Origin of the sequence: uncultured Mailhella sp. (assembly GCF_944324615.1) — a bacterium.
Taxonomy (GTDB): domain Bacteria; phylum Desulfobacterota; class Desulfovibrionia; order Desulfovibrionales; family Desulfovibrionaceae; genus Mailhella.
This window is the reverse complement of sequence record NZ_CALUWY010000031.1, coordinates 13,078-27,772: the sequence shown is the minus strand read 5'-3', so window position 1 is coordinate 27,772 and position 14,695 is coordinate 13,078. Positions and strand designations below refer to the sequence as shown.

Annotated in this window: 15 protein-coding genes; all 15 read left to right on the top strand. The window is 63.4% G+C overall.

Annotation, left to right across the window (positions count from 1 at the left end):
• Nucleotides 1-429: hypothetical protein (locus tag Q0K07_RS08060; RefSeq protein ID WP_294558336.1), on the top strand; the 429-nt coding region annotated here is incomplete at its 5' end.
• 1 nt (nt 430) lies between these two features.
• Nucleotides 431-1,078 (top strand): hypothetical protein, encoded by a 648-nt coding sequence (locus tag Q0K07_RS08055; protein ID WP_294558335.1) that lies wholly within the window; start codon nt 431-433, stop codon nt 1,076-1,078.
• Nucleotides 1,075-1,440: a hypothetical protein gene (locus Q0K07_RS08050; RefSeq protein WP_294558334.1), complete on the top strand. Its 366-nt coding sequence runs from the start codon at nt 1,075-1,077 to the stop codon at nt 1,438-1,440. Before Q0K07_RS08055 ends, Q0K07_RS08050 begins: the two co-directional genes overlap by 4 nt.
• Before the next feature lie 4 nt (nt 1,441-1,444).
• Nucleotides 1,445-2,068, top strand: a complete 624-nt coding sequence (locus Q0K07_RS08045; RefSeq protein WP_294558333.1) for a hypothetical protein — start codon at nt 1,445-1,447, stop codon at nt 2,066-2,068.
• Complete coding sequence (locus Q0K07_RS08040; protein ID WP_294558332.1) at nt 2,059-3,531, top strand: hypothetical protein; 1,473 nt, start codon at nt 2,059-2,061, stop codon at nt 3,529-3,531. The genes Q0K07_RS08045 and Q0K07_RS08040 overlap by 10 nt, the downstream gene beginning before the upstream one ends.
• A 1,144-nt stretch (nt 3,532-4,675) precedes the next feature.
• On the top strand, nt 4,676-6,598 hold the full coding sequence (locus Q0K07_RS08035) for a P-loop NTPase fold protein (protein ID WP_294558331.1): 1,923 nt from the start codon (nt 4,676-4,678) through the stop codon (nt 6,596-6,598).
• A 514-nt stretch (nt 6,599-7,112) separates the two neighbouring features.
• A complete protein-coding gene (locus Q0K07_RS08030; protein WP_294558330.1) occupies nt 7,113-7,442 on the top strand; it encodes a hypothetical protein in 330 nt (109 codons plus the stop codon).
• Between the two features lie 348 nt (nt 7,443-7,790).
• Complete coding sequence (locus Q0K07_RS08025) at nt 7,791-8,270, top strand: hypothetical protein (RefSeq protein ID WP_294558329.1); 480 nt, start codon at nt 7,791-7,793, stop codon at nt 8,268-8,270.
• 1 nt (nt 8,271) lies between these two features.
• On the top strand, nt 8,272-8,826 hold the full coding sequence (locus Q0K07_RS08020; RefSeq protein WP_294558328.1) for a hypothetical protein: 555 nt from the start codon (nt 8,272-8,274) through the stop codon (nt 8,824-8,826).
• A 36-nt stretch (nt 8,827-8,862) separates the two neighbouring features.
• On the top strand, nt 8,863-9,786 hold the full coding sequence (locus Q0K07_RS08015; RefSeq protein WP_294558326.1) for a hypothetical protein: 924 nt from the start codon (nt 8,863-8,865) through the stop codon (nt 9,784-9,786).
• A 167-nt stretch (nt 9,787-9,953) separates the two neighbouring features.
• Complete coding sequence (locus Q0K07_RS08010; RefSeq protein ID WP_294558325.1) at nt 9,954-10,802, top strand: hypothetical protein; 849 nt, start codon at nt 9,954-9,956, stop codon at nt 10,800-10,802.
• Nucleotides 10,803-11,012: 210 nt separating this feature from the next.
• Entirely contained in the window at nt 11,013-11,318 is a 306-nt protein-coding gene (locus Q0K07_RS08005; protein ID WP_294558324.1) for a hypothetical protein, read from the top strand.
• 9 nt (nt 11,319-11,327) lie between these two features.
• Nucleotides 11,328-12,296: a hypothetical protein gene (locus Q0K07_RS08000; protein WP_294558323.1), complete on the top strand. Its 969-nt coding sequence runs from the start codon at nt 11,328-11,330 to the stop codon at nt 12,294-12,296.
• 1 nt (nt 12,297) lies between these two features.
• A complete protein-coding gene (locus Q0K07_RS07995; protein ID WP_294558322.1) occupies nt 12,298-13,227 on the top strand; it encodes a thrombospondin type-1 domain-containing protein in 930 nt (309 codons plus the stop codon).
• A 572-nt stretch (nt 13,228-13,799) separates the two neighbouring features.
• On the top strand, nt 13,800-14,687 hold the full coding sequence (rfbA, locus tag Q0K07_RS07990) for a glucose-1-phosphate thymidylyltransferase RfbA (RefSeq protein ID WP_294558320.1): 888 nt from the start codon (nt 13,800-13,802) through the stop codon (nt 14,685-14,687).
• Nucleotides 14,688-14,695: the final 8 nt, after the last annotated feature.

The window sequence follows — 14,695 nt, the reverse complement described above, 5'->3', positions numbered from 1 at the left end:
GAGTCCGGTGGAGCAGAAGGCACAGGCTCTGCTCCTGAAGAACCGTCGACCTGGGACGGGTTCAAGCGCGGCCTCGGACTCGGCACGCGCAACGTTATTGAAGGCCTGGGCGATTTCTCAGACACATTTTTGAATCAACCCGTCAATGCCGTTGGCAGGCTCTTTGGATACGATATGGGGCTTGTCAACCCCGGCAAAGAGCTTGCCGACGCGATGGGGCTTCCTGTTCCTGAAACGGATCTGGAAAAGAGAATGGCGTATTGGGAAAGGGGGGCGGCTTCGGCGGTACCTGAGATTGTGGGCGGCGCGGGCGTGGCGAAGATGGCGGCATCTTCGGTTGCGCGCGGCGTCGGCAGGGAACTTTCTTCCACCCCCAGGAGGGATATCGTCATAAGCGGGCTGCTCAGCCGTTTTCTGGGAGGGGACTGACATGGCCGATCTTGCCAGCTACACGGGGCTTTGCGAAGCCGTGGCCGACTACCTCGGCCGCGACGATCTGACGGAACGCATACCGACCTTCATCGCGCTTGCGGAGAAGCGCATGAACCGGGAACTCAGGCTCCGGCTCATGGAGCGGCGCGCGGAAGCAGAGGTGCAGGCCATGCAGAGCGCGGTGCCTCTGCCGTGGCGCAGGCAGACGGGCAACTGGGACGTGTTTCTGGAAATGCGCGACCTTGCCTTCATGGACCAGAGGGGGCGCACGGAGAACCTGCACTACCTTCCGCCGGACACCTATGCCCAGAGGCGGGAGGCGGGCAGGGTGCGCGAATATACCATCATCGGGCGCGACCTGTTTCTTCTGCCTGCGCCGGACGGGCCGGGCAGGCTGCATCTCACCTATTATGCGGAAATAGAGCCGCTTGGCGAGAAGCAGCCTGACAATGCGGTGCTTCTCATGTTTCCCGACCTGTACCTTTACGGCGCGCTGGTGGAGAGCGGGCCCTTCACGCGGGGGAGCGCGCCCCTTGACATGTGGACGCAGTATTATTCCGCCGCGCGTCAGAAGGCGGAGGCCAATGAACAGCGGGCGCGGTTCACGGCCAACCTCACCATGCGCCCGGCAAGGAGGATTTCATGAGTCTGACGAATTACGGAGAAGACAAGCTGCTGACCCTGTTCAAGGATGCCGGGCCGTACTACCTTGCGCTGTTTACCGTTGCGCCTGGGGAGGAAGGCGGCGGCGCGGAGGTGTCGGGGGCCTCGTATGCGAGGCAGCAGGTTTCCTTCGGCAATCCGTCTTCCGGGAGCATGGCGACAAGTGCGGCCGTGGAGTTTCCCACGGCCACGGAATCGTGGGGCACGGCGGTATCCTGGGGGCTGTTCGACGCGGAAGAGGGCGGGAATCTCGTGTGGTACGGCGCGATTACCACGCCCAAGGAACTGCTTGCCGGGGACATTTACCGCATCAATACCGGCAACCTCACGCTGATCATGGACTAGCGGCATGGGCGCGTTGTTTGCCACGGTAAAGGCTCCGCCCCAGACGCTGGACACGCTGGACGACTGGGGCGGGCTGGATGCTCTGCCCTGGTCGCTGGATGCCGGGGTATGGGCAGGGGCCGGGGTGTACGCGCTGGAGGGAGCGGAGGAGGCCTTTTCCTCGTCGGCTTTCGGAGGCGCGGAACGCATCCGCACGGCGTCTCTTTCCGGTGCGGCGGCGCTTTCGGGCGCTCTGGAAGGGGGCGCCTGTTTTTCCCTTGCCGGAATGGGCGGGGCCTTTTCCTCGCAGGCGGAACTCGGCGGTATCACGGTGGGCATTCCGCTGGAGGCGGCCGGTGCGCGGAGCGGCGGCGGAATATCTCCCGTGCGCATGAGGCCCGGCGGCGGGGAGGGGGGAACGTGTTCCGGGCAGAAGAGCGCGCTTTTCCGCGTGCGGCAGAGTGCTGTTTCCGGCCTTCATGCGGCAGGCGGGGAGGCGGCGGAGCTTTTCCGCGTGCGGAAAACGGGGCCTGCAGAGGCGGCGGCGCTTTCGCTGGAACATATCGGGCCGGAATATAAGGGCTGGTGCTGGACGGCTCAGCCCTGCGCGCCCGACGCGACGTGGAGGGAGGTGGTGCAATGGCCATGACGAAGACAAGGCTCGATTTCGGGCCGTGGGAGCCGGACGCCGCGCTTCTGAACGGCACGCAGGCCCCGGAGGCGCGGAACGTCATACCCGCCGCGCGGGGCTGCCGGCCCATGGCCTCCGTGGCGGCGCTGAAGTTCGACGCCCTGCCTTTGCCGGTGAAGGCGGCGTATGCGCGGCGCGACCTGTACGGCACGAACATCACCTTCGCGGCCACGGCAGAGGGGCTGTACAGCCTGGAAGGAAAGAGCTGGTCGCAGAAATATGCCGGGGAAACGGCCTCAGACGTGCGCGCCTTTGCCGAATACGGCGACGCAGTGTACGCGCTTTTCGGCTCCACGCTGCTCAAGAGCAGTCTTTCCGGGGTGGCGGGGGCGTTTGCCGCCGTGGAGGGCGCGCCGGAAGGGGAGGTTCTCGGCGTGATACGCGACTTTCTGGTGGTGGGGCGGCTTTCGGAGAGGAGAAACGCCATACGCTGGTCCGGGCTGGACCGGCCGGACCAGTGGCCGGAGCCGGGCAGCAACGAGGCGCAGTACATCCAGTCCGACATACAGGTGTTTCCCGTGGGCGGGCAGGTGCAGGCCGTGACGGGGGGCGTGGGCGGCGTGGACGGGCTTGTCTTTCTGGAGCGGGCCGTGCAGCGGGCCACCTATGTGGGCATGCCCTACATGTTCCAGTTCGATACCGTGGACAGGGAGCACGGATGCGCGGCCCCGCATTCTCCGGTGGTGTGCGCCGGCGCGTGCGTGTTCCTTTCGGAAGACGGCTGGCGCATGACCGACGGCGTGAGCGTGAAGGCCATAGGCGTGGAGCGGGTGGATGAATGGTTCTTCAACGAAGCCTCTCTGGACAGGCTGAACGAGGTGCGCGGCGTGCACGACAACAGAAACCGCGTGGCCCTGTGGAGCTTCGCCACGCCGGACGCGCCGCCCGGCGTGCACGACAGGCTGCTTGTGTACAATTACATGCTCGACCGCTGGTCCTACGGCGTGACGGAGTGCGAAACCCTGTTTCAGGACTACACGCGCGGCGGCATGGCGCTGGAGGAACTGGACGAATTCGGCTCTCTGGAGGAACTGCCCTTCGCCTCCCTTGACCTTGCCATGTTCAAGAACGGGGATCTGAGCGTGATTTCCTGCTTCGATGCCGCGCACAGGCTGGGCAACTTCACCGGTCCGCCGCTGGAAGCCGTCGTCGACACGGCGGAACAGGGCGGGGACAGAATGATGGTGCACGGCCTGCGCCCGCTGGTGGACGGCGGCGCGGCCGAGGCCCTGCCCGTGTACCGGACGAGGGAGATGGATGCGCGCAGATTCGGCGCATACGCAAGGCAGCAGCGCGACGGGGTGTGTTATCAGCACCTTTCCACCGTGTACCTGGCCGCGCGGGTGCGCATTCCCGCCGGGGAGAACTGGAGCCATGCCGTGGGCGTGGAAGCGCTCATCGAGCAGGAAGGAGGGATGTGAGGCCGCCGGGAACGCGGCGTAAGGAGGCGGGGGGCCGTGGGGAAGGCGGGGAAGTGCGCAGGTCGCGGGGGGCGAGGGGCCTCCGGGCTGCGGGGAGGGAAGGTGCGGGCGGGAGAAACAGGTCGCCTTCTGCCTCAGGGGGCGGCAGGCCCGGGCGCACAGAGCGGGCGCGCGGGGAAGAGCGCGCAGGGCGTGCGGTGGGCGGCTCGAATGCGCAGGCCGCGGGGGATGCCGGGAAGGCGCGGATGCCCCGGGAAGGAGGGGGAGGCAAAAGCGCGGGGAAGAAGAAAGGAGGGGGATGCCGGGAGAAGCGGCAGGCACGGTTTTCTTCGCACCTTCCGTGCGCCGGGCGGCCCGCGGCTTTTTTTGCGGCCTTTTTTTGCGGCCGGAGCGGGGAGAAACACGGCGGGGGGAAGAGCGAGCGGGGGAGCCGGAGTGCGGAAAAGGTGCCCCGGGCTGAGGCGGGCAGGGGGAGCGCTCCGGGCCTTCTTCGCCTCCGGGACGGCCTTCGGCGTTCTGCCTCAGGGGGGGGCGGGCCGCCGGGCGTTGGCCGCGCCGGCGCAGCAGTAACCCCGGACGGCGCGCCGTTCATGCGGAAAAAACGCCTTTGGGACACGGTCGCCTTGTCCCCAGGGCGTTTTTTTATGGCCGGAGCGGGGCGGAAGAAGGCGGCAGGGAGAGAAGGTGCGGGCGGAAGAGGCGGCAGGGGAAGGGGCCTTCTTGGCCGCGGTGATCCTCCGCCCGCGGCGGGAGGGGAAAACGCCGCGGAAGACGGGCGGAAGACTTCGGCAGGGCGATGCGTCAGGGGGCGCGTCGCCCTTTTTCTGTGCCCGGGACTGGTGTGCCGCGCAGGGCAGGGCCTTGCCCCGGAGGGAAGAGCGGCGGAAGCCTTCCCCATGCCGGGCCTTCCGGCATGCGGCGGCTTTTTTGCGGCAGACCGGGGCAGTCCGGGGCGCGGCGGGCGGTATAGGGAAGGTATGCCCCGGAGCGTTTTTTGAGGTGGACGGCAACGGTGGGCAACAAGAAAAAAGGCCTTCAAACGCATGTCCCCTTGAGGAAAAAGAGGAAAGATGCCATACTCCGCAACAAATACTATGTTTTCAGGCCGTCGCAACAGGGGAAGGCCGGTGGAAAAGGAGAAGAAATGGGAAAATTCAGCAGCATTATTGATGTGCCGATCAAGGCGAAGGAAAAGGACATTCTTAACGTTGCCGTTCACGTCAAGGCGTTGGAGAAATTTCTGAGGAGAGCCGACACGCCGCTGACTGTCGCCATTCAGGGGGAATGGGGCAGCGGCAAGACTTCCTTCATGAATCAGATTCATGAGGGCCTCTGCGGGGAGAACGGCGAATTCATCGGCATCTGGACCCACGCGTGGGAATACGCCATCTGGGGAACCCCCAAGGATATTCTCATGAACATGATGCAGGGCATCATCACCGATATTGAGCGGGAGGCGAAGGCGTTCGGCAATTCGCTCGACATGAGCGAAGCCTTTCATATGGTGCGCTCCATGTTTTTCCATGTGGCCAGAATAGGTGCTCAGGCCGCCGCCGCGCAGCTCGGCGCCACCACCGCAGCCGAGACGCTGTTCCGGGAAGAGGAGAAAGGTTCCACCATCAAGGTGCTGAACGATGCGCTTTCCAAGGCCGTGGAGCAGAGCCTCAAGGTGGCCAAGGGAAAAAAGGGCTTCATTTTCTTCATCGATGATCTGGACAGGCTCGATCCCGTGGTGGCGGTGCAGTTCCTTGAGCTTATCAAGAATATCTTTGAACTGGAACACTGCATCTTTGTGCTGGCCATCGATTATGATGTTGTGGTCAAGGGCCTGAAGCCGAAATTCGGCGCGAGAACGGAAGAAAACGACCGTGAATTCCGCTCCTTCTTTGATAAAATCATCCAGGTTCCCTTCAGCATCCCCATCTCGTCCTACGATCTGGAAAAATATATCGGCAACTCCCTGAAGGAAATCGACTTCTTCCAGAGCAACGAGCTGCAGAAAAAACTGAAGCTGGGCGACGCATCCTTCATTCCCGGCGTTTCCGGCAACGTGGTGCCCGTTTCCAAGCTCATAGCGGCCATCACCAACTATTCCACGGGGGCCAACCCCAGAGCCATCAAGCGCATGCTGAACACGCTCTCGCTCATCGACATCATCCAGGAGGAACTGCGGGAGGAGAAAAAGAAAAGCCTCCTTCAGGAGGTCGAAACGGAATTCGGCCTGTATGAAAAGCTTGTCTGCTTCTGTCTCGTCAGTCTGCAGATTGCGTATCCGGCATTTTACAACCTGCTTCTGAGCAAGCCGATGTTCATAGGATGGGATGAGGAATTTGCCAGAAAGAGGGGCTACAGAGTGCTGACGGAAGAAGAGAAGACTTCCCTTACGGAGTATGAGGAATTCGACGAGGACTGGGAGAGATTCATTTTCCGCGCCTGTCAGTCCAGTTCGTATCTTAAGGCCAGAAGCAACTCTATTTCCAGTATTTTCAACATCCTGCGCGGCGTTATCCTGAGCACGGCGCAGAAGGCCCCCGCAGAGGGCGACAGTGAGGACGACCTGCAGAAACAGGAAGAGGAAATCATTGAAAAAGCCATCCGCAACGGGCTGGGCATGGCTTCCGTCACCGGCCTGAAGTCTTCCGAAGATCAGGAAGAGAAAAATACCTATACCAGAATCCGTTATGAATCCCTGGAAGACTTTGAAAAAACGGTGGAAGGCAACCTCAGTGAGTCGTTCCATCTGTTCCTTGACGTGAAGAAGCGCTTCGACGAAAAATTCCAGGAAGGATTCATCAAATACGAATACAGCAAAAACAAGATAGCCGTAAAAATAGCCAATAACAAAACCTATAATACCAATATCGTCAAAATAGTGCTGAGAACCAACGGAAAGTTGAAAATCGTGGATTTTGATGACAAGGTGTATACGCTGGACCGTTCCAGTACGGAAATATCCGATCAGAAGTGGGATAAGTACATCCGTTATTTCAACGAGTATTCCGAAAATGATGTAGAATTGCCTTCTGCCCCTGAGTCGGACGCCGAAGCTTCGCCTGCGCAGCAATAACTCCGGACGGTACGCCGTTCATACGAAAAAGACGCCTCTTCCATAAGGTGCACCCCGCGTCACCTTGTGGAAAAGGCGTTTTTTTATGGCAACGCCGCGGCGGGAGCGCCTTCCGGGGCGTGCGATGCACGGGCACGAGGAGCTCACATGCGCAGGCGGCACGGGGTTCCCCGGAAGGTGCGGGCGGAAGAGGCGGGCCGGGGCAGCGTGCGCGCGACGGGCGGCCTTCCTGGCCTATGCCGGAAGAGGCGGTCCACCGCCCGCGGCGGGAGGGGCCTGAAAACGCCGCGGAACAGGCTTTGTCAGGGCGATGCGTCAGGGGGCGCGTCGCCCTTTTTCTGTGCCCGGGACTGGTGTGCCGCGCAGGGCAGGGCCTTGCCCCGGAGGGAAGAGCGGCGGAAGCCTTCCCCATGCCGGGCCTTCCGGCATGCGGCGGCTTTTTTGCGGCGGCCGCCCGCTGTGCCGCGCCGCGCCGCCGTGCCATGGAGGAGGAAGAGCCTTTCAAGGAGGAGATATGGCGAATTTCGTTCCGCAGGTACCGGCGTCCACCCCGGCGCAGATGCTGGCCCTTGCCGTGGGGGTGAACGCGGCGCTCAGGGGGGATACGGCCAATACGGGCCGCGCGGTATGTGCCGCAGGAGAAAGTTCCCTTACCATTAAAGACGGGCGCTGCCGGGCCGGGAGGCTTGCGCTGCTTGTTCCGCTGGACGAGGCGGCGGCGCGGGCCGTGTGGTGGCTGGAGGAAATGACGCTTGAGAGCATGACCTTCCGTTTTGCCTCCGCGCCGGGCGAATGCGCCTTCGGCTGGGCGCTCGTGGGCGCGGGGGAGACGGGCGGAAGCTGAAGCCCGGGCGGCCCGGGGCGCGTTGCGGGGCCTTCGGAAGGCTCCGGAGAGGAGGCCGGAACCTTCGCCCTTCGCGGGGCGCGGGCGGCTGTTGTGCGCTCCGTGCATGGCGGAAACGCCGGCGATGGCTTTTTCCACACGGCCGGGCCATGGCGAGCCCTCACGGTGCAGGGCCCGGCCCGGGGCCTTTTCCCGTGACGGCGGCCCTGCGTCGCAAAAAGAGCGCTCCGGGCCTTCCCGGCCCGGCAGAGGCCGCAGGCCGCTTTGCAGAGCCTTTTTGCGGGCCTCTGCGCCCCGAAGCAACGGCGTTTTCCGGACAATAACGTTTGCAGAACAAGGAGAACATTCATGGCAGGACTGTATGTGCGGCAGGTTGCTCCGAACACGTCCTCCCCGGCCATGCGCGTGGCGGTATCGCAGGGCGCGGCCGGAGGCATACCCCGGGGCGGGGGCGCTTCCTCTGCCCGCGGGGATCCGGGGCTGGATGCGGAGAAACTCGGCGGGCTGCTCGGCCTTCTGAGCGGAGAGGCAGAGCGCGGAAGCGCGGGCGTGTTCAATGCTTCGGTGATGCCGGGCGCGGGGCGGGATCTGGCCTCGCCCGTGACGACGCAGGCCGCGGACACTGCGGCCATGCTTCAGGGCAGCCATGGGGATGTGGCCTCCCGTATGGCGGCGGATGCGGCGGCGAATCTTCCCCTGCCGGCCATGGCGGGGCATACCGGTTCCGGCGTGTCGGCCGCGGGGATGAAGGCCGACCTTTCCGGCCTGAACCTGAACTTCGATCCGTCGCGCGCGGGCCTGCTCGGTGCGTTCGGTCTCGGGGGCTAGGATGGGCGAATTTTCCCGGATCTACAGAACCGACCTTTCGGACAGGGATTTCATGTGCTTCTGGCGCAGGCTGAAGGAAGCGGGGCGCGACACGGCCACCTTTTACAACGTGCCGCCCATGGATGAGCGCGCCTTTGCCGCCTTCGTGCGTTCGGAGAACGTGCACCCGTGGATCATCCTGTTCCGGGGCGAGGCGTGCGGGCTGTTCTGGCTCACCGATCAGGAAGGAACGACGGCGAAATGTCACTTTGCCACCCTGCCCCAGGGCGCAAGGCGCACGGCGGGCCGCATGAGCGTGACGCAGGGCTTCGGCCGGTACGCCCTTGCCTCGGTGCTCCATGCCCGCGATGAGGAGGGGCGCTACCTGCTGGACCGCTGCTACGGGGTCACGCCTTTGTACAACCGTGCGGCCACAGGCTTCATCCGCAAGGTGGGGGCCATGGACATCGCCGTTCTGCCCGGCGCGGTGTTCAACTTTGCCACAGGGCACAATGCCGACGCGCTGCTCACCCTGTACACGCGCGACACCGTGCCCGCAGAATACGCGGCGCTCTAGGCGGGCCGCGGAACGAACCGGCAACAAGGAGGAATCATGGGTGGAGGAAAAGGGGGCGGCAGCACCACCACGGTGCAGAAGGCCGACCCGTGGGAAGGGCAGCAGCCCTATCTGAAGGATGTGTTTGAAGAGGCGAAAAAGCTCTATGAGAACGGCGGCATGGCTCCGGACTACTATCCGGGGCAGACCGTGGCCGATCAGTCGCAGTGGACGCAGAACGCTTTGCAGATGCAGGCGGACAGGGCGCAGAACGGCAGTTCCCTCATCGACAACGCCTCGGAAGCCATGAACGGCATCACCACCGGGCAGGCGCTTGCGGGCAATCAGGGCCTGAATGCGCTCAATGAGCTTTCGCAGGAAGACAATCCCTATACGGACGAGCTGTTCAACCGCGCCAATTCCCAGGTGCAGGCAAGCCTTGAGGGGAACTTCAACCGTGCGGGGCGCTACGGCTCCGGCGCGCACGAGGCGGCCTCGGCCGATGCGGCGAACAATCTTGCAGGCGACATGTATTCCAGCCTGTGGGACAAGCGGGCCGATGCCGCGGCGCAGGCGGGCCAGCTGTACAATACGGGCATCGGTCAGCAGGTGGTGGCCGCGCAGACGGGGCAGAACCTGGCCAATCAGGCCTATACCGATGCAGCGGCGCTGGGCGAGGCCGGGGCCGCGCTGGACGACTACAACCAGCAGAAGATCAACGCCGACATCGACCGCTACAACTACACGCAGAATCAGGCGCTTCAGGCGCTGCAGAACTACAACAACCTCATTCAGGGCAGTTACGGCGGCACCACCACGAGCACGGGGCAGCAGGGGAGCGGCAGCACGCTGGGCAACGTGCTGGGCGGCGCCCTTACCGGCGGAGGACTGGGCTACGGCATTGCCTCAGGCTCCGCCCTGGGCGGCCCTGTGGGCGCGGGCATAGGGGCCCTTGCGGGCGGCCTGCTCGGCCTGTTCTGAACGTGGAGCAGGTCTTTCCGGGGCCTGGGATTTCCCGGAAGGCCTCCCCTGCGGCAGGCCCGGCATCGCCATCAGGGGCGGCGCCGGTTTCTTCTGCGGCAGGGGGCCGTTCCGGGAGCCGGTGCGCCATGAAAGCCATACGGGCCGATATCACATAAGGAGCAGACATGTTTGATGCAGACACATCCCCCTTTGCCGGAGAGCAGAGGAAGGCAGGGGACAGAAATGCGGCCTGGAACGCCATAAAGGCCGATCCCGCCTCGTCGGCGCTTGTTGCCGGGCTTTCCATACTGGCCAATAACGACGGGAGAAGGAGCCTCGGCAACCTGGCGGGCCGCGCCGGGGCCGACGTGCTCATGGCTCTCGGCAGCATGGAGGAAGGGCGGAGGGCGCAGGAGCGCTACGAGCAGGAATTTGCCCTGGCGCAGGAAGAGACGGAGAGAAAGCGCCGTTTCAACGATCTGCGCAATCAGCTTGCCGTGGACCGCTACAGATTCGAGTATCAGAAGCACCTCGACGACATGCGTCGCCACGCCGAAGACGTGCAGGAAGACAGGGCGCGGCGTGCGGAGCGGGCGGCGCGGGACGCCGCACGGGCTGAGGAAAGGGCCGCGGAGAAGGCCGAAAAGCGGGCCCGGGCGCAGGCAAGGGAAAGGGCACGGGCCGAAAAGCAGGCCGGGAAGAACAGGGCAAAAACTTCCGCACAGAACGGGAACGAATCCGCCGATCCGGAGAAGAAGCCCCCCATACCCATCAATCCTGAGGAAGATCCGGACCGTGGCAACGGGTTCTTTTTCTTCCGGCGGCCCCGCGCCGAAAACGCTCCCGCCTCCGCTGTTCCGGCCCTGCGTGCGGAGCCTGAGGCCCTTGCCCTGCGGGAAGAAGCGGAAGGCGGCGTGCAGCAGGTTCCGGCTGCAGACGCCGCACCGGCATCGGCCGGCAGTACGGGCCGCGCGCGGGCGCTTCTGGCCGACAACGACCTGCTGAAGCGCTACGGCGGCCTTCGCTGGAGCTGAGGGAAAAAGAACCGCATGACAGAAAGCGCCGGGCACAACATCCGTGCCCGGCGGAATCGGAAAAGGCCCCGGAAAACCGGGGCCTTTTTCTGCGGCAGGGCCTGACGCCGGAAGCGGGCTTTCCGGGGAAGGCCTGTTCCCTGCCGGAGCGCCGGCCCCTGTGCCGCGCATGGTTGCCGTGCCATGCTCTGCCTAAAAAGGAGTGTTTCCATGGCCGTATCGAACTACAGCACAAGCCCGGATCAGAACACGCAGATATCGGGCATCAACATTGCCGAGGGCTGTCCGCCTTCGGGCATCAACAACGCCATCCGTCAGCTCATGGCCGACGTGAAAAGCTACGCCGACGATGTGGACGCGCGCGAATCGCTTCCTTCGCAGAGCGGGAAGAGGGGCATGTTCCTCACCACCGACGGCAGCACGGCAAGCTGGGCGAAGGTGCAGGGGCACACGGTTTCCACGGCCGCGCCTTCCGGCGGGTCGGACGGCGACGTATGGATTCAGTACATTGCGTAAGGAGAAAGCATGGCCGATACCACGGAATATCTTCTCACCTGGAACGGGGCGGAAGGGCGCATTGTTTCCCACGGCTACCGCCTCATGACGGACGAACCCTTTTCCCTGCCCTTTGCCTTTGCCTCGCTCTACTATGAGCCGGAGGCGGGCAACGCCTTTCTGGTGGAGGAGAGCGGGGTGCGGAGGAACCTTTCCTCATCGGAAATGGCGGCGGTGCGCGCTCTCTGCGACCGCTTCTGGCAGGAAAACGACTTTCCCGTGCACGCCTATGACGCGGAATCGGGCCTGTATGAAGGGCGCATGGCAAGGAGCGCGGCCGAGGCGGCGGGGTACGCCTTCCGTGTGAACGAGGAGCCGGATCATCCGGCAAGCAAATGGACGGGCGAGGCCTGGGAACGCCTTGCCATGACGGTTCTCGACGACGGCACGGTGCGCGACTGGCCGGAAAACGTGTGCGCCCAGTGCGTTCTCGGCTTTACGGAGGCGGAAAAGGCTCAAATGGTGCCCGACAGGCCGAGCATGTACCATATCTGGGACATGGCCGCCGGAACATGGAAGGATCCGCGCTCTCTTGCCCGGGCGAAAATGGACGCGGCCTCTTCGCTTCGCGTGGATTTCGAGCTGCTGCGCCACGCCGCCAGTCAGGACGGCTACTTCACCCCGAGTTATGAGACGGAAACCTGGACGTGGCAGGTCATGGAGGCGCGCGCCTGCCTTGCGGACGAGAGCGCGCAGACCCCCTACGTCGACGCCTTCCTTGCCGCGCGCACCGATGAGGGAAAGCCGGACAAGAAAACGCTCTGCGAGGACATTCTTGCCAATCATGCGGCCTTTCTTGCGGCCATGGCGGCCGTGAACGGCGCTCAGTGGGGCTACCTTTCCCGGGTGAAGGCCGCGACGACGAAGGATGAGTGCCTTGCCGTGCAGAACGAGGCGCACGAATACTGCACGCTGTCGCGCCGGACGCTGGAGGTGTGACATGCCGGTATCTGCAAGGGTAAGCGGAAGCTGGAAGGCGCAGCATCATGCCTATGTGAAGGTTTCCGGCACATGGAAAACGGCACTGAACACCTTTGTGAAGGTGTCGGGCGTGTGGAAAAAGGCCTATACCTACAGCTATGCCTATTCGGGCTGGAGCGCCTGCTCCAAGAACTGCGGTTCGGGCACGCAGACGCGCACGGCCACCTGCCGGCGTTCCGACGGGGTGACGGTGCCGGATTCCTTCTGTACGGCTGCGGGCGTGTCCAAAGGCGCGCTTTCGCAGTCCTGCAATACCCAGAGCTGCTATGCCGGGGGGGATTATACCTCCAACACCACCTTCACCGCGCCGCACAACGGCACCTACCGTTTCACGGTGTACGGCGGAGGCGGCGGAGGCGGCAAGGGCGGAGACGGCTTCTACAAGTCCATCGACTGGGGATTCATTACCGCAGGCGGCGGAGGAGGCGGAGGTGGGGGAGGTGGGTATTTCACGTCCAGAGAACAGTATCTTTCCGCAGGGCAGACGGTTTCTTTTTCCATAGGGCGTGCAGGGGCGGCCAATTCCGGGACCGGCGGCACAACCACCCTTGGCGGAAATGTTTCCGCCTCTGCGGCGGGAGGCAGAGGCGGCGGCACAGGGGGAAAGGGCGGAGGAACCACGCAGAGCAATCATTACGGCGGCTCCGGCGGCGCAGGCGGCGGCGGTTCCGTCAACGGCGGCAACGGCTCCGGCGGCGTGTCGAAATGGGGAAGCGGGATGGGGGAAACCGTTTCCGGCGGCGCAGGCGGCGCGGGCGGACAGGGGGGCCGCTGGGGCGGCGCGGGCGGACAGGGCGGCGGCGCCGCCAATAAAATCACATCCGTCGGCGCGGGAGCCAACGGCTCTGCCGGTTCCTCCGGCATGGTAAGGGTGACGTATCTGGGCTAGGTTCATGCCGCGGCCATGCCCTTCAGGGCCTTTTCCTTCGGGAAGGGGCCTTTTTTCATGCCCGGAAACCTGAGGGAGGGCATGGAACGCTGCTCCGGAGAGGAGGGCGTCTGTTTTTTTTCTGCCGGAACGTGCTTTTTTACCGGAAATGCGTCAGTAGAGAAAGCCGCGGTCTTTTTATGGAGAAAAGACCTGCCGCGCGGGTGCGGCATGTGGAAAAGAAAAAGGGAAATATCTGCCGAAGTTTAATATATATTATAATATTACAACAGGATAACATGCAATGTCCCGGAAGGGAAAGCAGGGAAAACAGCGTGGATGACGAGAAGAGAAAGCGCTTGAGTTTTTGGAGTTTTTAAGCAATTAATGCGACTGACAGTAAAAACACCGGCGCCACCCGTGGAAGGCCTGTTCCTGCCTGCTTCCGGTGGGGAAGGGGGCTGCCGGAAGAGAGGCGACATGTTTCCGCCGGAATATCCGGCAGGCTCTGCCGTCCGCAGTTTTTCGGCCGGAGGCATGGGGCATGTTTTCGCTCAGGTGGAAAATCATTCAACGGTAAATAAAGGAACGTCATGAAAGGCATACTTCTCGCAGGGGGCAGCGGCACAAGGCTCTATCCGCTTACAAGGATCACCTCCAAGCAGCTTCTGCCCGTTTATGACAAGCCCATGATCTATTACCCGCTCTCCACGCTCATGCTCTTCGACATCCGGGAGATACTCATCATCTCCACCCCGCAGGACACGCCGAACATCGAGGCGCTTTTAGGCGACGGATCACAGCTCGGGCTCAAGCTTTCCTACAAGGTGCAGCCGGAACCCAAGGGCATAGCGCAGGCCTTCACCCTGGGGGCGGACTTCGTGGGCGATGACGACGTATGCCTCATTCTCGGCGACAACATCTTCTACATGGGCGATCAGATGAAGGTGTACCGCCGTGCGGTGAAGCAGAACACGGGCGTGCGGGCCACCATTTTCGCCTACCATGTTTCCGACCCCGAACGCTTCGGCGTGGTGGAGTTCGACGAGAACCGCCGCGCCCTGAGCATTGAGGAAAAGCCGGCGAATCCCAAGTCGAACTATGCCTCCGTGGGCCTTTACTTCTACCCCGGGGACGTGTGCGCCAAGGCGGCGACCCTTGAGCCTTCGGCGCGCGGGGAGCTGGAAATCACCGACCTGAACAACCTGTACCTGAAGGAAGGCCGCATGAGCGTGGTGCCCATGGGCCGCGGCATCGTGTGGCTGGACGCGGGCACGCCCGATTCTCTGGCCGACGCCACGCACTTCATGCAGGTCATTGAAAAGCGCCAGGGCCTCAAGATCGCCTGCGTGGAGGAAATCGCCTACCGCAAGGGCTTCATCGACGACGCGGGTATGGAACGTCTCATCAACTCCATGAAAAAGGGCGCGTACCGCGAGTACTGCATCAAAGTGTTCGAGGAAAGTCATGAACTCTTGTAATGAGGTCA